21 protein-coding genes and 2 pseudogenes are annotated in these 26,144 nt (G+C 70.3%); 11 read left to right on the forward strand and 12 right to left on the reverse strand.

From position 1 onward, the window contains the following. Positions 1–149: 149 nt before the first annotated feature. Positions 150–1,091 (reverse strand): hypothetical protein, encoded by a 942-nt coding sequence (locus GEV07_12470; GenBank protein MQA03489.1) that lies wholly within the window; start codon positions 1,089–1,091, stop codon positions 150–152. A 172-nt stretch (positions 1,092–1,263) separates the two neighbouring features. Here GEV07_12470 and GEV07_12475 point away from each other — a divergent pair, with 172 nt between their 5' ends. After that, positions 1,264–2,454, forward strand: a complete 1,191-nt coding sequence (locus GEV07_12475; GenBank protein ID MQA03490.1) for an MFS transporter — start codon at positions 1,264–1,266, stop codon at positions 2,452–2,454. Between the two features lie 4 nt (positions 2,455–2,458). Here GEV07_12475 and GEV07_12480 read toward each other — a convergent pair whose 3' ends face one another. The 3 genes from GEV07_12480 to GEV07_12490 all read right to left on the reverse strand — a co-directional run bounded on the left by GEV07_12480 (position 2,459) and on the right by GEV07_12490 (position 5,313). Further along, positions 2,459–3,490: a M48 family metalloprotease gene (locus GEV07_12480; protein ID MQA03491.1), complete on the reverse strand. Its 1,032-nt coding sequence runs from the start codon at positions 3,488–3,490 to the stop codon at positions 2,459–2,461. 120 nt (positions 3,491–3,610) lie between these two features. Then, positions 3,611–4,690 carry an inositol-3-phosphate synthase gene (locus GEV07_12485; GenBank protein ID MQA03492.1) on the reverse strand — a complete coding sequence of 360 codons (1,080 nt, stop codon included), beginning with the start codon at positions 4,688–4,690 and terminating at the stop codon, positions 3,611–3,613. A 23-nt stretch (positions 4,691–4,713) separates the two neighbouring features. Then, positions 4,714–5,313, reverse strand: a complete 600-nt coding sequence (locus GEV07_12490; protein MQA03493.1) for a PadR family transcriptional regulator — start codon at positions 5,311–5,313, stop codon at positions 4,714–4,716. 129 nt (positions 5,314–5,442) lie between these two features. Between GEV07_12490 and GEV07_12495 the strand changes: the two genes are divergently transcribed. The 4 genes from GEV07_12495 (at position 5,443) to GEV07_12510 (ending at position 11,027) form a co-directional block, all read left to right on the forward strand. Beyond that, entirely contained in the window at positions 5,443–5,844 is a 402-nt protein-coding gene (locus GEV07_12495; protein ID MQA03494.1) for a hypothetical protein, read from the forward strand. Between the two features lie 119 nt (positions 5,845–5,963). Then, complete coding sequence (locus GEV07_12500) at positions 5,964–8,171, forward strand: penicillin-binding protein (GenBank protein ID MQA03495.1); 2,208 nt, start codon at positions 5,964–5,966, stop codon at positions 8,169–8,171. Between the two features lie 220 nt (positions 8,172–8,391). Then, positions 8,392–9,819, forward strand: coding sequence for a DUF2029 domain-containing protein (locus GEV07_12505; protein MQA03496.1), 1,428 nt, complete (start codon positions 8,392–8,394; stop codon positions 9,817–9,819). Further along, a complete protein-coding gene (locus tag GEV07_12510) occupies positions 9,816–11,027 on the forward strand; it encodes a hypothetical protein (GenBank protein ID MQA03497.1) in 1,212 nt (403 codons plus the stop codon). The genes GEV07_12505 and GEV07_12510 overlap by 4 nt, the downstream gene beginning before the upstream one ends. 6 nt (positions 11,028–11,033) lie before the next feature. Here the strand turns inward: GEV07_12510 and GEV07_12515 are convergent, their stop codons facing one another. From GEV07_12515 to GEV07_12535, 5 genes are all read right to left on the reverse strand, one after another. Further along, entirely contained in the window at positions 11,034–12,080 is a 1,047-nt protein-coding gene (locus GEV07_12515; GenBank protein MQA03498.1) for an ADP-ribosylglycohydrolase family protein, read from the reverse strand. Positions 12,081–12,333: 253 nt separating this feature from the next. After that, positions 12,334–13,179 (reverse strand): ABC transporter permease subunit, encoded by an 846-nt coding sequence (locus GEV07_12520; protein ID MQA03499.1) that lies wholly within the window; start codon positions 13,177–13,179, stop codon positions 12,334–12,336. Then, on the reverse strand, positions 13,176–14,138 hold the full coding sequence (locus tag GEV07_12525) for an ABC transporter permease subunit (protein MQA03500.1): 963 nt from the start codon (positions 14,136–14,138) through the stop codon (positions 13,176–13,178). The genes GEV07_12520 and GEV07_12525 overlap by 4 nt, the downstream gene beginning before the upstream one ends. 10 nt (positions 14,139–14,148) lie before the next feature. Further along, on the reverse strand, positions 14,149–15,351 hold the full coding sequence (locus GEV07_12530; GenBank protein MQA03501.1) for an extracellular solute-binding protein: 1,203 nt from the start codon (positions 15,349–15,351) through the stop codon (positions 14,149–14,151). Positions 15,352–15,509: 158 nt separating this feature from the next. Beyond that, a complete protein-coding gene (locus GEV07_12535; GenBank protein MQA03502.1) occupies positions 15,510–16,637 on the reverse strand; it encodes an ROK family protein in 1,128 nt (375 codons plus the stop codon). A 108-nt stretch (positions 16,638–16,745) separates the two neighbouring features. On the opposite strand from GEV07_12535, the gene GEV07_12540 reads away from it, so the two are divergent. From GEV07_12540 to GEV07_12550, 3 genes and pseudogenes are all read left to right on the forward strand, one after another. Further along, on the forward strand, positions 16,746–18,899 hold the full coding sequence (locus GEV07_12540) for an alpha-galactosidase (protein MQA03503.1): 2,154 nt from the start codon (positions 16,746–16,748) through the stop codon (positions 18,897–18,899). A 12-nt stretch (positions 18,900–18,911) separates the two neighbouring features. Beyond that, a complete protein-coding gene (locus GEV07_12545) occupies positions 18,912–19,943 on the forward strand; it encodes a gfo/Idh/MocA family oxidoreductase (GenBank protein MQA03504.1) in 1,032 nt (343 codons plus the stop codon). A gap of 277 nt (positions 19,944–20,220) precedes the next feature. Next, positions 20,221–20,385 (forward strand): annotated as a pseudogene (locus GEV07_12550) (gluconolactonase). 382 nt (positions 20,386–20,767) lie between these two features. Here the strand turns inward: GEV07_12550 and GEV07_12555 are convergent. Next, the gene (locus GEV07_12555) at positions 20,768–22,057 is read right to left on the reverse strand and encodes an amino acid permease (GenBank protein ID MQA03505.1); all 1,290 of its coding nucleotides are present in this window, start codon (positions 22,055–22,057) and stop codon (positions 20,768–20,770) included. A gap of 75 nt (positions 22,058–22,132) precedes the next feature. Between GEV07_12555 and GEV07_12560 the strand changes: the two genes are divergently transcribed. Next, positions 22,133–22,603, forward strand: coding sequence for a winged helix-turn-helix transcriptional regulator (locus tag GEV07_12560; protein ID MQA03506.1), 471 nt, complete (start codon positions 22,133–22,135; stop codon positions 22,601–22,603). A 13-nt stretch (positions 22,604–22,616) separates the two neighbouring features. Here the strand turns inward: GEV07_12560 and GEV07_12565 are convergent, their stop codons facing one another. Further along, positions 22,617–23,378 carry a deoxyribonuclease IV gene (locus GEV07_12565; protein MQA03507.1) on the reverse strand — a complete coding sequence of 254 codons (762 nt, stop codon included), beginning with the start codon at positions 23,376–23,378 and terminating at the stop codon, positions 22,617–22,619. A 106-nt stretch (positions 23,379–23,484) separates the two neighbouring features. Between GEV07_12565 and GEV07_12570 the strand changes: the two are divergent. Continuing rightward, positions 23,485–24,529 (forward strand): annotated as a pseudogene (locus tag GEV07_12570) (aminotransferase class I/II-fold pyridoxal phosphate-dependent enzyme). Positions 24,530–24,532: 3 nt separating this feature from the next. Here the strand turns inward: GEV07_12570 and GEV07_12575 are convergent. After that, positions 24,533–25,405, reverse strand: coding sequence for an EamA family transporter (locus GEV07_12575; GenBank protein MQA03508.1), 873 nt, complete (start codon positions 25,403–25,405; stop codon positions 24,533–24,535). Between the two features lie 136 nt (positions 25,406–25,541). Between GEV07_12575 and GEV07_12580 the strand changes: the two genes are divergently transcribed. Then, positions 25,542–26,141 carry a TetR family transcriptional regulator gene (locus GEV07_12580; GenBank protein MQA03509.1) on the forward strand — a complete coding sequence of 200 codons (600 nt, stop codon included), beginning with the start codon at positions 25,542–25,544 and terminating at the stop codon, positions 26,139–26,141. Positions 26,142–26,144: the final 3 nt, after the last annotated feature.

Genomic DNA, 26,144 nt, shown 5'->3' on the forward strand with positions numbered 1-26,144 from the left:
ACGAAGACTCATACCTACCCACCGGCTCCATGGGCGGTACCGCCGAGGAGGCCCTCGACACAGCCTGCGGTCTCTACCTCGCCGACCCGACCGCCTGGACCTGAGCCCCCGACGAACTTCCGGAGATGCCCACTAGCCGGCCGGGTCGGTCACCAGTCGGCAGACACGAGCACCGAGTCGAGGTACAGGAAGTTCCGCACCGGGGTGTGGGTACGTACGGAGATGTAGAAGTTCAGCAGGCTCTCCAGCGCGTCGTAGCGCTCGTCGTACGCCGGCACGGGCACGTCGCGCATGTCGTAGACGCGGTCGTTGACCTGCAGCTCGACGTTCGACCGGGTGGCGGTGTCGATCTGCCAGCGCAGGTAGTGCCAGTTCACCTTGGTCGGCACCTCGTTGTAGCACAGCTCCTGCGGCTCGCCGAACGGCTGCCAGTCCTCCGGGCGGGGCGCGGTGAAGTCGGCCAGCCGGTCGAGCTTGATCTTGCCTTCCAGGTGCTCCCGCGGGGTCGGCTCGGGGACCGTGGGGTACATCCACTGCCGGCGGAAGTTGTTGTCCATGTCGGTGTTCAGGTACCGCGCGACGCAGTGGTAGCGCACGCCGTCGCACAGGTCGCTGCCCAGCGTCAGGGCGCCGAACTGCCGCTCGGACGGGTGCGTGTTGCCGTCCCAGCTCTCGGCGAACGCAGCGGTGCCCGCGGCGTTCGCCGGTGACGCGGCCTCGGCCTTGTAGGTGAAGTACGTCTCGAACTGCACCCTGCCGCGGCCGGCCATCGTCAGCCGGCGGATCGCCACGCTGGTGTGGCCCTTCTCCGGCCGGGTGGCCAGCTTCAGCGCGTAGGTGCCGGACATCGCACCGTGCGTGCCGACGTCGAAGAACGTGCACGAGCTCAGCTGCGGCGGCCGGAAGTCGCTCATGTGCACGTCGACCTTGTCCAGGTCGCCGTGGTTGTCATGGTTGCCGATCAGCTCGACCCAGCCGTGCGTACCGGTGTTGAAGTCGTCGTGCACGAGCAGCCTCGGCAACGGATTGAACCGCGACAACGCGGGATTGGCGCCGACCAACGCCTCCCGGAACCCCACCTGCGCCGACATCCCGTCACCACGCCTTCACTAGCCAATGAACGTTACCGTGAACGTTCACGAAGCCTACCGGACCGGGCTGCGCCAGCCAAGACATGCACCGGCCGAACCCGAAGGGGCGTCCGGCGATGACTCTGACACCGAGGTATCGTGGGTGCCGGCGGGGTGCCACGACTGGGGAGCGATGGCGGAGAAGGTCGACATCCGGACGATGCTCACGGCCGTCTACCTGCCGTGCCTCGTCTACGCGATCGGCCAGGGTGCCGTGATACCCGTGATCGCGCTCACCGCGCGCGACCTCGGTGCGTCGGTGGCCGTGGCCGGGTTCGTGGCCGCGCTCGTCGGGGTCGGCCAGATCGTCGGCGACATCCCTGCCGGTGCGCTCGCGTCCAGGGTCGGCGAGCGGAACGCGATGATCGTCGCGACCGCCGTGGCGGCGCTCGGCCTGACCGGCTGCCTGCTTGCGCCATCGGTCTGGTTGCTGGCGATCGGCATCTTCGGCATCGGGCTGGCCACCTCGGTGTGGCAGCTGGCACGGCTGTCGTTCGTCGCCGAGGTGGTGCCGTACCAGTACCGCGGCCGCGCGCTGTCCACGCTCGGCGGGGTGCAGCGGGTCGGCATGTTCCTCGGCCCGTTCGTCGGCGCCGGTGCCATGCACGTGCTCGGCGGCAAGGGCGCGTACTGGGTGTACCTCGCCGCGGCGCTCGCGGCCGGCGGCCTGCTGCTGCTCGTCACGGACGTCACCAAGCACCAGGTGCCTACCGAGCCGGTGCCTACGCTGAGCGTGCTCAAGCAGCACTGGCCGATCCTGCGCACGCTCGGCTTCACTGCCCTGCTGTTCGGCGCGGTGCGGTCGTCGCGGCAGGTGGTGATCCCGCTGTGGGCGGACAGCATCGGACTGAGCCCGACCACCACGAGCCTCGTCTACGGCATCTCAGGCGCCGTCGACATGCTGCTGTTCTACCCCGCGGGCAAGGTGATGGACAGGTACGGCCGGATGTGGGTGGCGGTGCCTTCGATGGTGCTGCTCGGTGTCGCACACCTGTTGCTGCCGCTGACGCACCAGGCGAGCACGCTGCTCCTGGTCGGGATCGTGATGGGGATCGGCAACGGCATCGGCTCCGGCCTGGTGATGACGATGGGCGCGGACGCCGCGCCGGCCACCGGACGCGCCACGTTCCTCGGTGCGTGGCGGCTCGCGCCGGACGTCGGCATGGCCACCGGCCCGCTGACGGTCAGCGCCGTCAGCGCGGCGATCGCGCTCGGCCCTGCCGTACTCACCATGGGCGGGATCGCGCTGGCCGCGGTGGTGGCGCTGCACCGCTGGGTGCCCCGCACCACCGGTGAGGCGCCCGCGCCGGCTGAACCCGGCTGACGCGTCAGGAGTCGGCGGACCGGTCGTCGCGGGAGCGGACGTAGTCGCGCACCTTGTCGACCACCCGACCCCCGAGGTCGACGGCGCCGCCGCCGATGTCCTTCAGCGTCTTCACCAACGCGTCCTCGGACTGGTCCCAAGAATCCTTGTACGACCCGGCGGCGCGCTTGATCTCCTCGGCGAACGAGGCCTCCTCGTCGTCCTCGCGACGGGGGTAGTCGCCGCCCCTGATCGCCTCGTACTCGCGCGAGCCGACCCACTTGCCCAGCTCCACCGCACGTTCGGAGGCGAACGGGTGCGTCCGCGTCAACATGTTCATCAGCCGCGCGACGCCGTCGCGGGCGTCGCCGGTGCTCGCGTACTCCTCGCCCTGCCGGACGAACGAGCCGAAGTCCATGTCGCCGATCTGGATGCCGCCGGCCATCTTCATGTGCGCACGGGTCGCGGCGCCGACGTCCTGCACGACCAGCAGGCCGGCGCGGTCGCACGACAGCTCCGACTTGCGCGACCACTCCTTCAGCGCGTTGACGATCCCGGCGAGCACCAGGCCGGTCAGCGGGATCCTGGTGCCGATGCCGGAGATCCGCATCAGGGTGAACAGCACGGAGTTGTACAGCGCGTGCCCGGACAGCACGTGCCCCATCTCGTGCCCGAGGACGAACAGCAGCTCCTCGTCGTCGAACAGCTCGACCAGCTCGCTGTTGAGGACGAGGAACGGGTGGTCGACGCCGAGGGTGTGCGCGTTCACCGTGGCGTCGGCGGTGACGTAGAGCTCGGGTATCTCCGGCAGGTCGAGCCGCTTCGCCGCCTCCAGCCGCAGCTCGTGCAGCCGGGGCAGCTGGTTCTCGTCCACCCGCACCGCGGACGCCAGGAAGAGCAGCCGCAGCCGGCGTTCGCTGAACATGCCGACGAGCGCCTTCAGCAGGGTGTCCGCGTACGGCACCTTGCGCAGCGCGGTGAGCGCCGAGCGGTCCGCCGGGTGCTCGTAGGCGCGGGAGCTGATGCCGGGGAAGTCGACCAGGTGCCGAGGCACCACGTCGCCGCCGTGGGTTCCGTTCGACGTGCTCACGAGGCCCTCCCGGAGTTCATCGGAGGTTCGACCCTACCCACACCGCGGCGTCCGTGGGGCGGTCGACCGCCCCACGGCCCCGGTTGGCTAGTGGTCGACCTCGCCGCGGATGAACTGCTCGACCAGGCCGCGCGCCACGTCGTCGTGGTACTGCACGGGCGGCGACTTCATCAGGTACGAGGACGCGGAGAGCACCGGGCCGGCGACGCCGCGGTCCTTGGCCATCTTCGCCGCTCGGATCGCGTCGATGATGATGCCGGCCGAGTTCGGCGAGTCCCACACCTCGAGCTTGTACTCCAGGTTCAGCGGCACGTCACCGAACGCCTTGCCCTCCAGCCGCACGTACGCCCACTTGCGGTCGTCGAGCCACTCGACGTAGTCGGACGGGCCGATGTGCACATTGCGGCCGCCGAGGTCGCGGTCGACCTGCGAGGTCACGGACTGGGTCTTGGAGATCTTCTTCGACTCCAGCCGGTCGCGCTCCAACATGTTCTTGAAGTCCATGTTGCCGCCGACGTTCAGCTGCATGGTGCGCTGCACCTCGACGCCGCGGTCCTCGAACAGCCTGGTCAGCACGCGGTGGGTGATGGTCGCGCCCACCTGGCTCTTGATGTCGTCGCCGATGATCGGCAGCCCCGCGTCCTCGAACTTCTTCGCCCATACCGGGTCGGAAGCAATGAATACCGGCAATGCGTTGACGAACGCCACGCCGGCGTCGATGGCGCACTGGGCGTAGAACTTGCCCGCGTTCTCCGAACCCACCGGGAGGTACGAGACGAGGACGTCCACCTGCGCGTCCTTCAACGCCTGGACGACGTCCACCGGCTCCGCGTCGGCCTCCGTGATGGTCTCTCGGTAGTACCGTCCGAGACCGTCGTGCGTGTGCCCACGCTGTACGGTGACGCCGGTCGGCGGCACGTCGCACAGCTTGATCGTGTTGTTCTCGCTCGCGGTGATGGCATGCGCGAGGTCCTGGCCGACCTTCTTCGCGTCCACGTCGAACGCGGCGACGAACTCGAGGTCGCCGACGTGGTAGGACCCGAACCGCACATGCATCAGCCCCGGGACGGTCGCCGTGGGGTCGGCATCCTTGTAGTACTGGACGCCCTGCACCAACGAGGCGGCGCAGTTACCGACACCGACAATAGCTACCCGAACCGTGCCCATCTGGTCGTGCTCCTGTCTCTCGATCAACGGTTACGCGGACGTCGCCGGCCGGTTGGCCGGCCCGAACGTCCGCCGAGCTCTTCGCGCTCGGTTTCGATGAGGTCGGTGAGCCAGCGCACCTCGCGTTCGACCGCCTCCAGGCCGTGCTCCTGCAGGGCGAGCGTGTAGCGGTCGAGCCGTTCCCTGCGGCGGGCCATCGACTCGCGCAGTTCGGCCATCCGCTCCTGCATCCGGGTGCGCCGGCCTTCGAGGATGCGCAGCCGCACGTCCGCCGGGGTCTGGCCGAAGAGGGCGAAGTGGACGCCGAACGACTCGTCCTCCCAGCTCGTGGGCCCGGACTCGTCCCGCATCTCGGTGAGCCGTTCCTTGCCGGCCGCGGTCAGCTCGTAGACGATGCGCGCCCTGCGGCCGGCAAGCACGCCGGGATCGGGTTCGTCGTCACTGGCCTCGATCCAGCCCCGCTCGACGAGCCTGCGCAGGCAGGGGTACAGCGAGCCGTAGGAGATCGCGCGGAGGTGACCGAGCACGGCGGCCAGTCGCTTACGGAGCTCGTAGCCGTGCAGAGGTGCGTCGGCGAGCAGGCCGAGCACCGCCAGCTCGAGTACCTCGGCGCGCCTGACCACGGTCCCTCACTCTCGACGCGATGTATCGAGTCGATACATCGAGATGATTTGAAGCTACCTCGGTTACCACCCGCATGCAAGGTCACGACAGGTCGCCTATCGCGCCGATGCCACGTACCCTTGGGTGCCATGTGGTCCAAGCGCTCAGTAGTCGACTACTCGCTCCAGCGGCGAGCGACGCTGACGGCGCTCTTCCAGGGCAACACGTTCGGCGACGACGTCTGTGACGCGCATCCCTACCTGCTCAGGGCCGCCAAGTTCCACGGCGAGCCGACCGAGGAGAAATGTCCGGTCTGCCGGAAAGAACGACTGACCCACGTGACGTACGTCTACGGCGACGAGCTCGGGCAATACGCTGGACGCGTCAGGCAGAGCCGCGAGCTGCCTGCGATGGCCCAACAGTACGGCGAGTTCCGGGTCTATGTCGTGGAGGTGTGCCAGGGCTGCGGTTGGAACCATCTGACGCGTTCATACGTGTTGGGTACGGGTAAACCACCCGCGCCGAGGAAACGTCGTACAGCCGAACGATAGACACGAACGGGCAGCCAGACCGTGGCCGCGAGCAGCCGCCATGAACCGGTCAGTCAGACTGGTGCCAGTCCGTACCCGCGGTCGTGCACCGCGAGCCCCCGCCCCGATGGACGAGATGAATGGCATACCAACCGACTACGCGTAGACAGAACGGCGAGCCCCTGCGCCGCTCCAGGTCAACCGCAGCCGGCTCGCGCAGGCGGCGGAAGAAGCCGCAGCGACGTTGGTGGCGGACCCTCCTGAAGGTGTCGCTCGGTTGCTTCCTCTTCTTCCTCCTCCTCGGCATCGGCATCTTCGTCGTCGCTTACCAGGCGACCGATATCCCGGACGCCAACAAGGTCGCGACCTCGCAGTCCTCGGTGATCCAGTACTCCAACGGCAAGGAGATGGGCCGGATCGCGTCGGAGAACCGCGAGAACGTCAAGCTGGAGCAGGTGCCGAAGCACGTCCGCTACGCCGTGCTCGCCGCGGAGAACCGCGACTTCGAGTCCGAACCTGGCTTTTCGATCTCCGGTTACATGCGCGCCGCCTGGGCGTTGATCCGCGGTGAACAGCTCCAGGGTGGCTCCACCATCACGCAGCAACTGGTCAAGAAGACCTACCTGACCGACGACAGGACGTTCACCAGGAAGTTCAAGGAACTGATCCTCGCCATCAAGATCGAGCGCAAGCTCTCCAAGGACGAGATCCTCGAGCGCTACCTGAACACCGTCTACTACGGCCGGGGCGCGTACGGCATCCAGACCGCCTCCAAGGCGTACTTCGACAAGGATGTGAGATCGGTCACGGTCCGCGAGGCCGCGGTCCTCGCGTCGGTCATCAGGAACCCGTCGCTGTACGACCCGAACCAGAACCCGGAGAACCTGAAGAACAGGTACTCCTACGTGCTCAACGGCATGGAGAGCAAGGGCTGGCTCGACTCGGCGGCGAAGTATCCCGCCAAGCCACCCAAAGTGGCGCAATCAACCACCAGGAACCAGTACAAGGGCCAGAACGGCTACCTCATCCAGATGGTGAAGGAGGAGCTGGAGCGACGCGGCATCAGTGAGGACGAGCTGCTGACCGGTGGCTATCGCGTGCGCACCACGTTCCAACCGAAACGGATGAAACAGGCCGTCAAGGCGGTACGGCAGCAGTTCCCGAACTACCTCAAGAAGGACGGCGTCGACGTCGGCATGGCCTCGGTCGACCCACGCACCGGCCGGGTCGTGGCCATCTACGGCGGACCCAACTACCTCAAGGAACAGCTGAACCACGCCACGACGGGTGGTCTCACCCAGCCGGGGTCGTCGTTCAAGCCGATCGTGCTGGCGTCGGCGCTCAAGCAGGGCATCGGCCTGCGCACCACGTACGACGGCAACTCGCCGCAGACCATCAACGGGCACGAGTTCAGCAACTCCGGCGGCTCCAGCTACGGCCCCGTCGACATACCCAAGGCGACCCAGAAGTCGATCAACACCGCGTACCTCCAGATGGGCCAGGAAGTCGGTCTGGAGAATGTGGCGGAGAACGCCAAGCAGCTCGGCTACGAGACCAGCGAGTGGTGCCAGCCCGGCCAGCACGGCACCCACATGAAGACCGTGACGTCGATGCCGCTCGGACCGATGGACATCTGTCCGCTCGCGCAGGCCGGGGCTATCGCGACCTTCGCCAACCAGGGCACGTTCATCGAGCCCACCACCATCGAGTCGGTGCGGAAGCCGAACGGCGAGCCGATCGACCTCGGCAAGCCGAGGGAGCGGAAGGTCTTCTCCAAGGGCGTCGCGGCGGACACGCTGCACGCGATGTCGCGGGTCGCGCAGTCCGGCGGCACGGCGCCGGGCGCCGCGCTCCCCGACCGGCCGATGGCCGGCAAGACCGGTACCTCCACGCAGAACCGGTCGGCGTGGTTCGTCGGCACCGTCCCGCAGCTCACCACTACCGTGGCGACCTATCGCGCGGAGGGCGGCACCATCCCCGGCGTACAGGGCGAGGTGCAAGGCGGCACCGTGCCGGCGAGCATCTGGCAGGACTACATGGCCAGGGCTACCAAGAACATGCCGCCGAGGGAGCTGCCCGAACCCGCGTACGTCGGCAACGTGGAGCGACGGGAGACGGTCGCGCCGACGCCGGACGAGACGGAGACCAGCGAGCCGAGCGAGACGCAGACCGGCGAGCCGAGCACGTCCGAACCGAGCCAGCCGACCGAGGAGCCGACCCAGCCGAGCTCCCCACCCCCGACGACCGAGGAACCGACGGAGACGCAGTGTCCACCGCTCGACCCGTCGTGCAACAACGGGCAAGGCGGCGGCAATACGGAGGAATCCGCCCGAGAACCCGACGGCTGAGCTGCCGCGACTCCTCCGCTATGGGCATCCGGGCCGCAGTCGGCCTGGTGCCAACCGGTAGCCTCGGTCACACGCCACGTAAGACGGCGCGCCAGCGCCGGGAGGACACACAGGCGGGGAGCTGGTGGCTGACAATTCTGCGCAGTCGGATGCCGCGGACGACGACGCCTCGGCGGTCACCGGGTCTCCAGCCGAGGCCGACGGCAACCAGACGGGCCGGGTGACGCTCGCCGCTCACCAGTCGGCGCCGAGCCGCGAGGACCCGGTCGTGCACGCGGCCAGCAACATCGTCGGCGGACCGCTCGGCCGGCGGGCCGCGATCGGCGGCTCGTGGTGGACGCCGCTGATGATCGTGCTGGCGCTCACCACGTTCGCCCTGATCCTCGCCTACCTGCAGAAGTACCCGTGCAGCTCCGGTGGCTGGAACAAGGAGAACTTCCACTACACGCACGTCTGCTACACCGACATCTACCCGCTCTACTTCGGTGAGCGGCTCTCCGACGGGCTCGTGCCGTTCTTCGAGTACCCGGTGGAGTACCCGGTGGTCATCGGCGGCGTGATGCAGGTCATCGCCACCCTGGTCCGTCCGCTCAGCGACGACCCTGGCACCCGCGGCTACCTGTTCTACCTGCTGAACGTGCTACTCATGGCCGGGGCCGCGATCGGCACCGCCTGGGCGCTTGTACGCACCCTCGGCCGCCACCGACCGTACGACGCGGTGCTGTTCGCCGCGGCGCCCGGGCTGGTGGTCGCCGCGTTCATCAACTGGGACCTGCTCGCGGTCTTCCTGACGGCCGCCACCATGCTCGCCTGGGCGCGCCAGCGACCCGGCTGGGCGGGGGTGCTGCTCGGCCTCGCCGTCGCCACAAAGTTCTACCCGTTCATCCTGCTCGGGCCGCTGTTCGTGCTGTGCCTGCGCGCCGGCAAGCTGCGGGCGTTCTTCAGCACGCTGGTCGCGGCGGTGGGCACCTGGCTGGCGCTGAACGTGCCGATAGCGCTGGCCGCACCCGCCGGCTGGGGCAGGTTCTACGAGTTCAGCCAGACCCGGCCGGCGGACTGGGGCTCCACCTGGTACCTCGTGCAGAACCTGATGCCTGGGTTCTTCGGCTCGGCGCCGGCCGACGGCGAGCCACCGCCGCTGCTCAACCCGGTCGGCACGATCAGCTTCGGCCTGCTCTGTACGGGCATCGCGCTGCTGATCCTGCTCGCGCCTGAACGGCCCCGCTGGCCACAGGTCGCGTTCCTCACCCTCGCCGCGTTCCTCGTCACGAACAAGGTGTGGTCGCCGCAGTACGTGCTCTGGCTGCTGCCGTTCCTGGTGCTCGCCCGCCCCAGGTGGCGTTCGTTCCTCGTCTGGCAGGCCGCGGAGATCCTCTACTTCCTCGGCATCTGGTGGTACCTCTACGACCTGGCGGAACCGGACAAGGGACTGCCGCCCGCCCTCTACTTCATCACGCTGCTCGCCCGCCTGGGCGCCGTCGCCGGGCTGTGCGGGCTGATCGTCCGCGACATCTTGCGTCCAGAGCACGACACCGTGCGCTGGTGGGGTGACGACGACCCCGTGGGCGGCGTGCTCGACGGCGCCCCCGACCACTTCGACCTACGCCCGCTCGTCGGGTCTTCCTCGACTCGCGCCGCGCCGTCGTGATGCGCCGCGCCGCCGCCGTCGAGTGGCCGGCGCTGGGTGCGTGGGGGGCCTCCAGGCTGCTCGTGCTCGGCGTCACGGTCGTCGCCTTCGGCGGGCTGGCGGCTGCGCTCAACTCGCTCGACCGGTGGCAGCAGTGGGACGCCGCGCTGCTCGCGGAGATCGCCGAGTACGGCTACGACGGCAACCCGAACGACAACCCCGACCCGGGGTTGCGCGGCTTCCTGCCCGGCCTGCCGCTGTTGATGCGGCTGCTGCACGTCGTCGTCCCGCACTGGACGCTGGTCGGCCTGCTCATCTCGCTCGTCGCATCCGCGGTGGCGGCGATCGCCATGGTCCGCCTCGGCGAGGCGGAAGGCCCGCCGACCACCGGCGTACGGGCCACCGCCTTCCTGTTCTTCTCACCGTTCGCAGTGTTCCTCGTGGCCGGCTACACCGAGGCCACCTTCCTGGCGTTCGCCGTGCCGGCGTGGCTGAACGCGCGACGCGGCCGCTGGATCTGGGCGGGCGTGCTCGGCGCACTCGCCGCGTCGGTACGGATCACCGGCCTGTTCCTCGCGCTCGCGATGATCGTCATGTTCGCGATGCAGGTGGCCGAGATCCACAACCGGCGCAGGTCCAGGCGCCGGCGCGGCCGGCACACCGCACGCCGCGCAAACGCGCGCGGCTATGCACTGCTGCCCGACCAGCCTGGCGGGCCGGAACGGATGGACACCAGGCGCCACCGCCCGGTGCACGTACTCGCGCTGCTGCTGCCGTTCCTGCCGCTGCTGCTGTACGCGACGTACCTGTGGCAGACGACCGGCGACTGGTTCGCCTGGCTCACCGCGCAAGAGCGTGGCTGGGGCCGGCAGTTCACCTGGCCGTGGGAGGCGTTCCTCACGACCTGGGACGGCGCGGTCTCCGGACCGTTCGTCGCGGCATTCCGCGCGGAGCTGCTCGCCGCGGCGCTCGGCATCGCACTGTGCGTGTGGCTGCTGGTGAAGAAGCGCTTCGACGAGCTGGTGTACGTCGGGCTGCAGATGGGTGCGCTGATCACCAGCACGTACTACCTGTCGATCACCAGGTCGACGCTGCTGTGGTGGCCGCTGTGGCTGCTGCTCGCTCGGGTGATCAGGCGGCGGCTGTGGTTCTGGTTGTTCCTGGCCGCGAACACCCCGATGATGGGCTGGTTCACCGCCCGCTTCCTCAACGGCGACTGGGCCGGCTGACGCCGGTCAGGCCGGCACCAGGCGCAGCGTCCGCGCCGCCAGCTCGTCGACGCGTACCCGGTCGAAGTCCCTGACGGCACTGCGGACGTGCACGTGGGTGGTGCCCACCAGCTCGGCGGGGATGCCGGCCCGGCCGTGCAGTGCGCCGAACACACTGCCCGCGGTCGCGCCGTTGGAGTCGGTGTCGCGGCCGCCGGCGATGGTGCCGCCGACCGCCGCGAGGAACGTGTCGCCCCACAGCAGGCCGACGGCGATGAGCGCCGCGTTGTTGATGGTGTGCACCCAGGGGTACTGCCCGAGCTCCCGGTCGACCCAGTCGAGTGCGTCGGTGTGGGTCGCGCCCGACCCGTGCAGGTCCTGCACACCGCGCAGCGCCTCCGCCAGCCTGGACCGCGACGGCAGCACCTGCTGTGCCACCCGTAGCGCCTCGGCCGCGGAGTCGACGCACAGGGCCGCGGCGGTCAGCGCCGCCGTCCACATCTCCCCGTAGGCGCCGTTCGCGACGTGCGAGAGCCGAGCGTCCACGAGGGCGAGTCGCGCGGCCTCCGCCGGGTCGCCGGGGGAGACGTAGCCGTAGGCGTCACCGCGGATGAGCGCGCCGATCCACTCCCGGTACGGGTTGTCGTGCGTCGCGGTCCGCGGCGGCCGCAGGCCGTGCACGAGGTTGCGGTACGCCGCACGCTCGGCCGTGTACGTCTGGGTGAACGGCACGCGGTCCAGCCACTCGGCCGCGACCTGTTCCGTGGTCAGGTCGCGGCCGTACCGTTCGAGCAGGTGCAGGGCGAGGATCGTCCAGTCGATGTCGTCGTCGCGCGGCACGTCGGTGAAGCGGCCGGCGCAGGCGACCGGTGCCGACGGGTGCAGCGCGGGCACGCCTTCCGGCAGCGGGTCGAGCAGCGGCAGGTAGCCGGTCTGCGGCCACTGGCCGGCGGCGCGCAGGTACGTCGCCAGCTGCGCTCTGGTGAGCCCCTCGACCGGCTTGCCGAGGGTGTTCCCCACGGTGCGGCCGAGCCAGGCGCCGCCGATGCGGTCGGCCAGCTGGTCCGTGGGCACGTCGAGCCTGGCGAGCCCGGTGCGATCGGCAAGCAGCGACGCGGCGTCCGCCGGCTCGTCGTAGCCCCAGCCGGGGTCGCGGTCGAGCGCGGCGAGCTCGTCGCGGATCGCGGCGAGCCGGTCGAGGTCGCCGGCCGCCGCCGCCTGCCGTGCCCTGTCTCCAGCGTCCCAACCTGGTAGCCGGCCAGCCTGCGCTGCTCGGCCTCGTCGGGGACCAGGTCGGGGGGATCCAGTACGTCGTGCACGGCGACTCCTAACCCTTGACGGCACCGGAAAGGAAGCCCTGGGTCACCCGCCACTGCAGGGCGAGGAACAGCACGATGATCGGGAGGATGGTGATCAACGTACCCGCGGCGAGCGGCCCGACGTCGGTCGACCGGCCGCCGAGGAACAGGTAGAGACCGGTGGTCAGCGGCTGGTAGTCGCCGCCGGGGAGGTAGAGCAGGGGCACGAGGAAGTTGTTCCAGTTCTGCAGGAAGGTGAAGACGGCCAGCGCACCCATGCCCGAGGTCACAAGCGGCAGCATCACGCGGACGAAGATCTGCGACTCCGAGGCACCGTCGATCCTCGCCGCCTGCTCGATCTCGACCGGCAGGTCGGCGAAGAAGGCCCGCATGAAGAAGGTGCCGAACGACAGTCCCGTGCTCGCCAGCACCAGGTTAACGCCGACCAGGTTGTCGAGCAGTCTCATCGACCGCAGCTGGAAGTACAGCGGAATCATGTACGTGAAGAACGGGACGAGCAGGCCGACGACCACCAGGTAGAAGAGCAACGTCCGGCCGCGGAAGGGCAACCGCGCGAACGTGTAACCACCCATCGTCGACAGGACCACGACCAGCAGCGTGCTCGGGACGGACAGCAGGAAACTGTTCAGGACGTACTCGTCGAAGTTGCCGACCGTCCATGCAGTGACGATGTTCTCCAGCGAGAACGAGGTGAAGAACCCGAACGGGTTGACCTTCACGTCCGCCGAGGTCTTCAGCGCCGTCGACACCGTGAGCACGAGCGGGAACAGCATCAGCAGGGAGAGCGCGACGAGCAGCGTGTGCTTCCCCGCGACCGTGCCGAACCTGCCGTCGGCGGGTTTGCGCCGGCTCATGCCGTGGTCCCCTGCAGCGAGAGCCTGCGTTGCAGCCGGTTCAGCCCGACCGCGAACGGGATCGCCATCACCGTGATGACCAGTGCCAGTGTGGTGCCGTAGCTGATCCGGTTCAGCTGGAACGCATTGCTGTACGCATACGTGCCGAGCACCTCGGTCGCACCCGCGGGGCCACCGCCGGTCATCACGAAGACGATGTCGAACACCGAGAAGCCGCCGATCAGCGTGATCGTAGTGACCATCAGGAACACCGGCATGATCTGCGGCAGGATGACGTGGCGCAGCCGCTGCAACGAGTTCGCCCCGTCCAGCAGGGCGGCGTCGACGAGGTCCATGTCGACGTTCTTCAACGCCGCGAGGAAGACCACGAAGACGAAGCCGACCGTAGCCCAGACGGCCGTCGCGAGCACCGCGTACAGGGCGGTGTCCGGGTTGCCGAGCCAACCAGTGGTCAGCGAGCCCAGCCCCACCGACTCCAGCACCTTGTTCAGCCAGCCGCGGGCCGGGTCGTAGATCCAGCCCCACACCACACCGATCGCAACTTGCGGGAGGACGTACGGCAGGAAGAACGCGGTGCGGTAGAACGCCTTGGCCCGTTGCACACTCCACACCAGCAGCGCGAGGCCGAGCCCGATGACCAGTGGCGCGGCGGTGCCGATCAGGATCCAGACGACGTTGTTCCAGAACGCCGCCCACACCGCCCGGTCCTGGGCCAGCTCGGCGAAGTTGCCCAGCCCCACCCACGGCGGGTTCAGGTCGATGCCGTTGAAGTCGACGAAGACGTAGTAGATGGCGTTGGCCATCGGGAAGAGCAGGAAGACGGCCACCATCAGGATCAACGGTGCGACGAGCAGGACGCCAAGCCGGGCCTGCGCCCTGGCGGTGAAGTCCGGGACGTTCGTCCGGCGCCTCGGCTGTTCCTTCCGCGCCGGCGGCGCCGGCGGCGCATCGACCGTCATGCCGGGCGGCTCACTTCCTGGCTGCCGCTTGCAGGTCCGCGGCCACCTGCTTCGGCGTCGACTGGCCGGTGAAGGCCGCCGCCTGCATCCCGTCGTACATGGTCTCGTTGAACTTGTCGCTGCTCATCACGTCGATGTTGTAGCCGAGGTCGCCGCCGTCGGAGAGCGCGGAGACGTCGTCGAGCACCTGGGCGAACAGCGGCGAGACGTCGAGGTCGTCGGTGTCGATGGGCGTCGGTGGGATCGTATGCAGGTGCTTCACCGTCCACCGGGCATGCTCGGGCGAGGCGAGGAAGTCGAGGAACTCGATCGCCGCCTTCTTCTTCGTGCTGGCGGCCGAGACGAACGGACCGGAGCCGAGACCACCGGCGAACGAGCCTGGCCCGTCCGAACCGGGGAACGGCACGTAGCCGACCTCGAAGTCGGTGTTGTCGTCGATCTCACCGACCATCCAGCTGCCGGTGGGCAGCATCGCGGCTTCCCCGGAGAAGAACGACGAGTTCGCGCTGTCGTAGTTCACCGACGTCGGCGACTTGCTGAGGTAGCCGGAGTCGTGGAAGGCCTTCCAGACCTGCAGTGCCCGCACCACCTCGGGTGAGTCCCACGACCGCTTGCCGCTGAACAGCTCCTGCATGCCGTCGGAACCGAGCTCGCTGGACAGCGCCATGCTCAGGTAGTGGCCGCCCTGCCAGCCTTCCTTGTCGCTGACGGCCATCGGAGTCTTGCCGGACTTCTTGATCGTCGCCGCGGCCGAGCGGAGGTCGGCGAGGTTCTCCGGCGGCTCGAGGCCGAGCTTGTCGAAGACGTCCTTGTTGTAGAACAGCCCGAGGGTCTCCATCTCGCCCGGAATGCCGTAAACCCTGCCGTCCTGGGTGACCCGTTCCTTGGCGAAGTCGTAGACCTGCCAGTCGTGCTTCTCGTACGCACTGGTGAGGTCGTGGACCAGACCGGCCTCGGCGAGCGCGCCGCCGAAGCCGGGACCCGAGCCCCAGTTGAAGACGTCCGGGCCCTTGCCGGAGCGCAGCTGGGTCTGCAGGACGGTGCGCATGTTGTCCGACGGCATGGTCTTCAGGTCGACCTCGATGCCGGACTCCTGCTCGAAGTCCTTGATGTGCTTCTCCAGCGCGCGCAGCGCCTTGGCGTCCTCGGGCGACTCGATCAACCACGTGACCGACTTCTGATCGCCCTGGCCTGCCTCGTCACCGCCGGACAGCGTGCCTCCGGTGCACGCTGTCCGGCGGTGCGCAGGCGAGGACGGCGGCCGACAGTCTCAACGGTGAGAAGCGCATGGCGGGGCCCTTCACTACGTCGCGGTTCCTCGCGGGGGCGTGCGTGGAACGGCGATATGTTTTCACCGCGAAAATATATCTGTCAAGGCACTGTGCTCGATGCGCGCGGAAACTCCTGCTGCACGGCGATCACCGCGGCGCCGCGCGCCCACTCGGTGAAGTCCATCGGGCGGATCACCGGGTCCAGACCGCACGCGGCGACGTACGCCGTACGCCCGGCACGCATTGCCTCCTGGCCCAGCTTGGCCAGCCGCACCCCCTCACCGGAGAGGATGATCCGGTCCACGCCGGTCAGGCAGGTGACGGCGGCGGTGGCCCGGCCGAGCGCGTACGCGGCCTCGTCCACGACGCGCACCGCAAGCGGGTCCCCGGCTTCGGCCTGCTGCAACAGCTCGTCGTACGTCACCTCGTGCCCGCTCCCCTGGGCCACCGCGGCGGTCATCGCCGCGGACGTGACGTAGGCGGTCAGGCAGCCGCGGTGGCCGGCGGCGCAGAGGGGGCCGTGCGGGTCGATCGGGAAGTGGCTGACCGGCGTGACCAGGGTGGGGACGACCTCGTCGTTGATCACCAGCCCGTAGCCGACGCCGGCGCCGACGGTGAGCAGTGCGAAGTCGGCCCAGGTGCGGCCGTGGCCGAACCACTGCTGTGCCTTGGTCAGGCCGACGACGTCGTTGGCCAGGTAGACGGGCACGTCGATGTCGCGCGCCAGCAACCCACGGAACGGCACCTCGTGCCAGTGCAGGAACGGCGAGTCGGCCACGGTCTCGCCCTTGTCGACGCTGCCGCCCACCGTGACGCCGACCGCGTTCACCGGGCGGCTGGCGCGGGCACGCAGCCGTCCGACGAGGGCGAGGACGGCGGCTACCACGTCCGGCACGTCGAACGACGGCACCGCGACCACCTCACCGTCGAGGATCTGTGCGCGCAGGTCGGTGACCACGGCGTAGATCGACTCGGTGGTCAGCTTGACCCCGACGAACCGGTAGTCGTCGGGCACCACGTCGAGCGGCAGCGACGACCGGCCACGGCCGGACAGCCGTACGGCCGCCTCCTCCACCAGGACCCCCGCCTCGACCAGCGGTTTCACGATGCGGGTCATGGTGGCGGGCGACAGCCCCAGCTTCTTGCCCAGCTGCGCCCGCGACTGGGGGCCATGGACCAGCACCTCCACCGCGACATTGCGCGCGAGGGTAGGCAGCTCGGTCGACATGGCACCTCCTGACGCGGGGCGAGCCCATTCTCCGGGCCCGGTTGCCCGCGTGTGGCATTGTAGGTGCCGATATTTTCTCAGCGGAACTATTTGGCCGAGGTCGGCAGGGTGACGACGAACGACAGCGACACACCGTTGGTGCTCCGGGCCGGCGGCACCTGCGCCGTGGTGGACGTACGCGGCGCGATCCCCCGCGTACTGCACTGGGGCGCTGCCGGCGGCACGGGCGACGAAGCGTTCCTCGCCACGCTGGCGACGTCGCAGGAGGGCACCGACCAGCTGACGGGGGCGAGCCGCATCCCCGCCGTGCTGCCCGAGCAGTCGGCCGGCTGGTTCGGCACGCCCGGCCTGGACGGGCACCGCGACGGCACCGCGTTCAGCATCCGCTTCCGGCGCTCCCGCTGGCACCTCGACGCCGACGGGCCGGGCCAGTCGCTGTTGGTCGAGGGCACCGACGAGGCGGCGCAGCTCGCGGTGAGCACGACGATCGAGCTCTCCGCCGCGGGGGTACTGCGGCTGCGCGCCGCGTTCACCAACACCGCTCCCGCCGGCGACTACACGGTCAACGCCGTGCGGCTGGCGCTGCCGGTGCCGGCCGAGGCGCAGGAGCTGCTCGACTTCGCCGGCCGGCACCTGCGCGAGCGCTCCCCGCAGCGACACCCGTTCCGGGTCGGCACCCACCTGCGCGAGGGCCGGCGCGGCCGCACCGGCTCCGACGCCAGCCCACTACTCGCCGCCGGGGAGGCTGGCTTCGGCTTCCGACACGGCCAGGTGTGGGCGGTGCACACCGCCTGGAGCGGGAACCACGCGACCTTCGCCGAGCTCGGCCTGTCCGGCGTCAAGGTGCTCGGCGGCGGCGAGCTGCTACTGCCGGGCGAGGTGGCGCTCGGTCCCGGCGAGACGTACACCACCCCGTGGCTCTACGGCGCGTACGGCGAGGGGCTGGACGCCGTGGCCGCGGCGTTCCACACGCACCTCAGGACCCGTACGACGCACCCCTCCTCGCCGCGGCCGGTGGTACTGAACACCTGGGAGGCCGTGTACTTCCAGCACGACCTCGACACGCTGGTCGGTCTGGCCGAGCTCAGCGCGAAGGTCGGCGTCGAGCGGTTCGTCCTGGACGACGGCTGGTTCCTCGGCCGCAGGGACGACAGCGCGGGGCTCGGCGACTGGCGCGTCGACCCGGCTGTGTGGGCGCAGGGGCTCGGTCCCCTGGTCGAGGCGGTACGCGGCCTGGGCATGCAGTTCGGACTCTGGTTCGAACCCGAGATGGTGAACGAGGAATCCGACGTCGCGCGGGCCCACCCGGAGTGGATCCTCGCGCCAGGCGAACGCCTGCCGCTGCCCGGCCGGAACCAGCAGGTGCTCAACCTGACCATCCCCGAGGCGTTCGACCACGTGCTGGCGTCGATGAGCGCGGTGATCACCGAACACTCCGTGGACTACGTGAAGTGGGACCACAACCGTGACCTACTCGAGGCGGGTGACCGTATGACGGGTGAACCCCGCGTCCATGCGCAGACACGCGCCGTCTACGCGCTCATGGACGAGCTCGTGCGCCGCCACCCAGGACTCGAGATCGAGTCGTGCTCCTCCGGTGGCGGCCGCGTCGACCTGGAGGTGCTGCAGCGCACCGATCGGGTGTGGGCAAGCGACTGCATCGACGCGCTGGAGCGGCAGCGGATCCAGCGGTGGACCGGCCTGCTGCTGCCGCCCGAGCTGGTCGGCTCGCACGTGGGCGCGCCGACGGCGCACACGACCGGCCGTACCCACACGCTGGCGTTCCGGGCGGCCACCGCGCTGTTCGGCCACTTCGGCATCGAGTGGGACCTGCGCGCGGCGTCGCCGGAGGAGCTGGACGAGCTCGCGGCATGGGTGGCGCTGTACAAGAAGGAACGCGCGCTGCTGCACAACGGCACGACGGTCAACTGCGACTACCCCGACGAGACGTACCTCGGTCACGGCGTCGTCGCCCGGGACCGGCGGCGGGCGCTGTTCGCCCTGGTCGCCATGGACACCATGCCGGCGGCCCAGCCTGGCCGGGTGCGGTTGCCCGGCCTCGATTCCGGTCTGGCGTACCGGATCGAACCCGTACAGCTGTCCGCCGGCGCTCTGGTCCGCACCCGCGGCGGCCCCCCGGACTGGTGGGCGGAACCGATGACCGTCTCCGGCGCCACGCTCGCGACCGTGGGGCTGCCTGGACCGATGCTCTACCCCGAGCAGGCGCTCCTGTTCCGCCTCGTCGCGGAGCAGCCGGAGTAGGGGAGCAACGCGATGGTTCTCGACGACGCAGTCGCCCCCACGTCCGACGGCACCGTGCGCTGGGGCATCCTCGCCACCGGCGGCATCGCCAGGATCTTCACCCGCGACCTGCTCGTGCACGGGCACCGGGTCACGGCCGTGGGCTCGCGGTCCTACGCGACCGCGCGGGCCTTCGCCGACGAGTTCGGCATCGAGCGGGCGCACGGCTCGTACGACGAGCTCGTCGCGGACCCGCAGGTCGACGTCGTCTACGTCGCGACGCCGCACAACCTGCACCTCGCCAACGCCACCGCCGCGCTCGAGCAGGCGAAGCACGTGCTCGTGGAGAAGTCGTTCACCGTCAACGCCGCCGAGGCACGGCAGCTGGCCGCGCTCGCGCGCAGCAAGCGGCTGCTCGTGCTCGAGGCCATGTGGACCCGGTTCCTGCCGCACATGCACTTCGTCAGGGACGTCGTCGGCAGCGGCCGGATCGGCGAGGTGCGTACCCTGCACGCGGACCACGCACAACAGCTGCCGGCGGATCCGGCGCACCGGCTCAACGACCCCGACCTCGCCGGCGGCGCGCTGCTCGAGCTCGGCGTCTACCCGCTGTCGTTCGCGCACGACCTGGCCGGCCCGCCCACCGAGGTCCTGGCCCGCGGCACGTTGCGGACCACGGGCGTGGACGCGTCGGTGGCGACCGTACTGACGCACGCGAACGGCGTGGTCTCCACGTCGTTCTCGTCGAGCGAGGTGCGCGGCCCGAACAACGCCACCGTGGTGGGCACCAAGGGCAGGATCGAGATCGCGCCGTTCTGGTACACGCCGACGCGGGTCACCGTCTACGACAACCACGACGAGGTCACGGCCACCTTCGACGAGCCGTTCAGCGGACGCGGCATGCAGTACCAGGCCGCAGAGGTCGAGCGGCTACTCGCCACGGGCGAGACGGAGAGCCCCCTGCTCGCCCTGGACGACTCGATCGCCGTACTCACCACGATGGACGCGGCGCGCCGCGCCCTCGGCGTCCACTACGGCGCCGACCACCTCGACCCGCTCCCGTAGCTAGCGCGCTTTCGGACGAGGGGGCCGACCACTGGGACCGACCGACTCTCGCCGCTGCCCCTCCCGAGTCGAAGCCGTCGACGAAGCCCCACGCCACACGAGGACGGTGGTCGACGTACCCACAGCGAACGACCTGACGCCGGCCGACCACCGTTACCCGTTGCTGCCGTACCCCCGCAGAAGCCGTCCACCCGCGCCGGCTCGCTCCCCCGCCGGCACCAGACTCTGGGGCCCTGCCGCAGCGGCGGGACCCCAAGGTTTGTCGCACCCCCGTCATGCCGGCGCCGGCGGAGGCGGCGGCGCCGCAGTCGGAGCCGCAGTCGGAGGTGGCGGCGCCGCAGTCGGAGCCGCAGGCGGAGGTGGCGGCGCCGCAGTCGGAGCCGCAGGCGGAGGTGGCGGCGCCGCAGTCGGAGCCGCAGTCGGAGCCGCGGGCGAACTCGCCGATGCTGCGTGCCGGTATCCGGTGCAGAGCCGAACCGTAGACGCCCGAGGCCGCGCCGCCGCTGCTGGCCGGCAGGTAGATCGTCCGCGCTACCGCGGGCACCTGGCGAGCGGTGGTCGCCACCAACGCGGCCGACTCCAGGGGCGTACCGGTGGCCTGATACGACCACCACCGCCTCAGCGTCGGCTGCAGCCGCGCGGCGAAGAACTCCCGGCCGCGCACCGGCGGCACGAAGACCCTCGCGTGGCTGCCCGCCGCGGCCAGACAGCGCCGCAGCTCGCCCGCGACCGCCGTGGCCTGGTCATTGTCGCCGACCAGCACCACGTACGCCTGCGGCGAGCCGCGCAAGGCCCTGGAGTCGCTGCCAAACATCGCGGCGACGTTAGGTACGACCGCTGAAATCCCGCTGAAATCGCGATCGAACGGCGTTGAACGCGTCGTCGCGCCGGCTCGGTGCCAGGAATCCCGCCGCCGCCACGAGCATGGCGACCGCCACCGCCCAACCGGTGAACGCGAACACGAACACGACCGCCACGGCGACGAACGCGACCGCCGCCGCGATCCGTACCGGGCCGTCGAGCACGCGGACGGCTGCCGCCGTGCAACCGAGGTAGACGGCGAGGAACAGGGCGGTCGGCAGCGTCACGAAGTCCGCGGTCCCGACCAGCCGGAACGCGACGGCAGCGAACAACACGACACCCGTGACGACGATGCCGAGCTGCAGCAGACGCGTGTCGACAGGTCCACGACGCCGGTCACGAGTCAGCTCGGTGGCGAGCGCGGCGGCGCCGGTCAGGTACGCATTGGTGGCCGCGAGCGTCAAGGCGACGGCGGCCACCGTGGCGAGGCCCCGCCCGACGGCGCCGACCGCGGCCTGCAGCAGGTCGGCAAGTGGCACCGTGCTGCCGGCCGCCGGTCCGAGCACACCGATCGCGGTCACCGCGAGCGCGAGGTAGACGGTCGCCGTCACGGCGAACGCTGCGCCGATGACACACGGCAGCTGCCGACGGGGGTCGCGCAGATGCGACGTCAACGGCGCGATCGCCTCCCACCCGACGAACGACAGCATCAGGACGGCACTCGCGCTGCCGATCGACGTCCAGCCGTGCGGCAGGAACGGCGTCCAGTTGGCGGCGCGCGCCGACGGCGTACCGCCGACGACCGCCACCGCGACCAGCGCCACGAGCACCGCGACCAGGACGAGCTGCACCGTCGTACTGGCACGTGCGCCGCCGAGCGTCAGGCCCACGACGGCGGCGAGCAACACGACCGCAGCGACGACGGTCGTAAGGCGTCCGCCGCCGACGAGGTCCGCGACGTACGCACCGCCGATCAGGCACACCACGGGTGCGCCGAGCACCACGCCGGCGAGGAACGACCACCCGGTCGCGCGCCCGGCGCGGGTACCCAGGCCGGCCCGGACGTATCCCACCACGCCGCCGCTGCCGCCGAAGCGGACGCCGAGCGCCGCGAAGACCCACGCCAGGAGGGCGGACACCACGAGCATGCCGGCCCAGGCGAGCACCGACGCGGGACCGGCGAGGTGTGCGGCCAAGCCGGGCAGCAGGAGCAGGCTCGGCCCGAGCAGTGCGCCGACGTACATCGCGGCGCCGCGGGTGTTCGACAGACCAGTGTTCGTCACGCGGACAGCATCGCTCGAATCCCCCGGCATCGGCGTGCAAACATTGCTTATAGAAGACCCAGCTACGCAATTCTGCGTCACGATCATCGAGAACGGACGAACATCATGCCAACTGCTCAGTTCGACCACGTCGACCGCAAGATCCTGCAGCGGTTGCAGGTCGACGGTCGCATCGCCAACGTCGAGCTCGCCGACTCCATCGCGCTGTCCCCGTCGTCGTGCCTACGCCGCACCAAGGCGCTGGAGTCCGCCGGCGTGATCAGCGGGTACCGCGCCGAGCTCGACCGACAGCGGTTGGGCCTCGGCCTGACCGTGTTCGTGTCGCTCAAGGTGGAGCAGCACTCGCGCGAGACGTCCCGCCGGATCGAGGAGGCGCTCACGTCCATCCCCGCGGTCGTCGCGTGCCACGTCGTGTCGGGCGGGGCGGACTTCCTGGTCGAGGCGGTGGTGCCCGACCTGGGCTCGTACGAACAACTGCTGCTCGACCAGATCCTCGCGATCGAGCCGGTGACCGACGCGCGCAGCACGTTCGCGATCCGGACGGTGCTGAGCCGCGGCCCGCTGCCGGTGGCCTGAACCGCCGACCGGGTCAGCCGGCGAGCTGCTCCCGCAGGTAGGCGATGTCGTCCTCCTGGCCCTCGGCCGGGGTCTCCACGAGCGCCGGGGCGTCCGCCGCCTTGATCACCGCAGCGATCGCCTGCGGGTCGATCTCGCCGGACGCGATGTTCGCGTGCCGGTCGGCGCCGGAACCGAACGTGTCGCGGCTGTTGTTCGCGTGCACCAGGTCGATGCGGCCGGTGATCGCCCGCACCCGGTCGACGATGCCGTCGAGGTCCTCCCCCGCCGCGTGCGCGTGGCAGGTGTCCAGGCAGAAGCCGACGTCGAAACCGTCCAGGGCCTCCCACAGCCGGGCGAGCGAGTCGAACGTACGCGCCATGGCGTTGTCGCCGCCGGCGGTGTTCTCGATCAGGATGGGCAGCTCGAACTCGCCGCGCTCGAAGACCTTGCGCCAGTTCTCGTACCCGACGGCCGGGTCGTCGTTCTTCAGCACGTGGCCGCCGTGCACGATCAGCCCCTTCGCGCCCAGCTTCGCGGCCGCCGCGGCGTGCTGGGTGAGCAGCTTGCGGCTGGGGATGCGGATGCGGTTGTTCGTGGTGGCGACGTTCACCAGGTACGGCGAGTGGATGTACAGGTCGATGCCCGCCGGCGCGAGCTCCTCGATCCCTTCGGGGACCTTCGGCCCCTTGTAGCCCTGCGGGTCACCGAGGAAGGTCTGCGCGATCTCCGCCCCGCGGGCCTTCACCTGGGTGAGTGCTTCGGTCTGGTCGACATGCGCTCCGATACGTGGCACGCAGCTGAGCCTACGTGCCGGCGCCGACACCACGGCCGCCACCCGCGGTTGCCCGTAGCATGCTGCGGGTACGCCACGGCACGGATGGAGGACCGGTCACGTGATCATGACGGAGGAGAGCGCGCTCACCAACCCCGACAACGTGCTACTGGTGTCGGACACCGTCTCGCGCCCGACCGAGGCGATGAAGGCCGCGATGACCGCAGCCACCATCGCCGACGAGCAGTACCACGCGGACCCCACGGTCACGGAGCTCGAGCGGCGCTGCGCGCAGCTGCTCGGCCAGCCGGCGGCGCTGTTCCTGCCCACCGGCACGATGTGCAACGTGATCGCGTCGCTCCTGCACGTGCGGCGCGGCGGCGACGAGGTGCTCGCGCACCGGCTGTGCCATCTGTTCAACGCCGAGGCCGGCGGTCTCGCCCGGCTGGCCGGCGGCATCTCGACACCGCTCGACAGCACGCCGGACGTGCCCGAGGGCACCTTCACCGTCGAGACGCTGCAAGTGGCGATCCGTCCGGCCAGCCGCTACGGCCCGCGCACCCGGATGGTCTCGTTCGAGCAGACGGTGAACCAGGCCGGTGGCCGGGTGTGGCCGCTCGAGTAGCTGCAGGCCGTTACCGCGGCCGCGCGGGAGCAGGGCCTGCGGACGCACCTGGACGGCGCCAGGCTGTGGAACGCCGCCGTCGCCACCGGCACGGAACCGGCGTCGTACGGCGCGCTGTTCGACACCGTCTGGGTGGACTTCTCCAAGGGGCTCGGCTGCCCTGCAGGCGCGGTGCTTGCCGGCAGCGAGGAGCTGATGGCGGAGGCGTGGCGGCGGTGCGTCCAGGCAGGGCGCGGGCATGCTCGCCGCCGCGGCGCTCTACGCGCTCGACCACCACGTCGACCGGCTGGCCGACGACCACCGGCGGGCCGCCAGGCTCGCCGCGGAGCTCACCGCGCTGCCCGGCATCGAGCCCGTCGCGCGCCGGCAGGAGACGAACATCGTGCTGCTCGACCTGCCCGACGCGTACGGCATCGCGAAGGAGGTGGCCGAGGCCGGCGTCGTCCTGGACGTCCGCGGCGCCACCCGGGTGCGCTGCGTGACCCACCTCGACGTCGATGACGACGGCATCGACCGGGCGGTCACCGCGGTCGCGGCGGCGGGCTGACCGTCAGGCCGACTCCCGGCACGGCGCCACTGCGACCGGAGTCGCCACTCGCCGGGGACGTGCCCGGCCGTAGCCGAGCACCACGGCGAGGCCGCAGGCGAGCATGCCGAGCACGGCGAGCACGGCGAGCAGCCCGACCGGCTCGCCGAACATGCCGAGCGCCCACAGCGCGGTGGTCGGCGGTGTGAGGTAGAGCAGTACGTTCAGCCGCACCACGCCCGCGCGCCTGGCCGTCAGCCAGTACGTGCCGTAGCCGCCGAAGCCGGACAGCACCACCGTCCAGGCCACCGCGACCCAGAACAGCGGGCTGGCCGGCGGCAGCAACGTCCCGGTGCCTGCGGCCACGGCGACGAACACCGCGGCACTGGCGGCGGTCTGCACGAGCAGGCCGTCGACCACGCCGGTGGTCGCGCCCCACCGGCGCTCGACCATCGTCGCGGCGACCAGGGCGGCCATCCCCGCGAACGGCAGCGCGTACGCCCACGGCGGTGTGCCCTGCGGGACGGCGAGGTCGCCTGCGACGACCAGCGTCACCCCGCCGAGCCCGATGGCGAGGCCGAGCCACTGCCACCTGTCCACCCGCTCGCCGAGCAACGGACCGCTCAGCACCCCGGTCACCAGCGGCTGCAGGGCGGCGATCAGCGCCGCCGTCCCCGGCGGCACGCCCAGCTGGATGCCGTACACCACGCCGGCCAGGTAGCCGGCCTGGCCGAGCAGGCCGACGACGGCCTGCACCCGTACCGCGCGGCGGGTCAGCCGCGGCGACGCCGCGGGCCGGCGAGCAACACCGCGGAGACGACGAACCGCCAGGTCAGCGCGGTCGTGATGACGGCGACCCGGCTGCTCAGCTCGGCCCCGACGAAGCCGGAGCTCCACAGCACGACGAAGCCGACGGCCAGCGCCGCGTCCACTCCACGGCCACCGGCGACCGCACGAAACACGCTCATGCCTGGCAGGTAACCATACCGGTCAGTATACTGTCAGTGTAGTCTTCCGATGAAAAGGAGCGCCGATGAGCACACTGCCCGCCGCCCACCTCACCCCCGCAGGCGAGCGCATCCTGGCGGTCGCCAGCGAGCTCTTCTACACCCGCGGCATCGGCGCGGTCGGGGTGGAGCTGGTCGCGGCCGAGGCCGGGGTCACGAAGAAGACCCTGTACGACCGGTTCGGCTCGAAGGCAGCGCTGGTCAGCGCGTACCTACGGGTGCGCGACGAGCGCTGGCGCGCCTTCCTCACCGGGTACGTGGACGAGCACGGCGCCGGCGACCCCGCGCGGCGGCTGCTGGCCGCGTTCGACGGGCTGGGCGCGTGGATGCGGCAGGAGAACCACACCCCGCGCGGCTGCGGCTTCGTGAACGCGTCCGCCGAGCTCACCGACCCGCACCACCCGGGAAGGGAGGCGGTGCTTGCCCAGAAGCACTGGGTGCAGGAGTACCTCGCAGAGCTGGCCACGGCCACAGGAGTCGCCGCCCCTGGCCCGCTGGCCGCACAGCTACTGTTGCTGTTCGAAGGTGCCTGCGTGGCGCACGGCCTCGGCACCGACCCCGACCCGACGACCACCGCCCGTACCGCCGCCGCCACCCTGCTCGCCGCCGCACGGGGCTCTGGGTGACCA

This window comes from Streptosporangiales bacterium (genome assembly GCA_009379825.1).
Lineage (GTDB): Bacteria > Actinomycetota > Actinomycetes > Streptosporangiales > WHST01 > WHST01.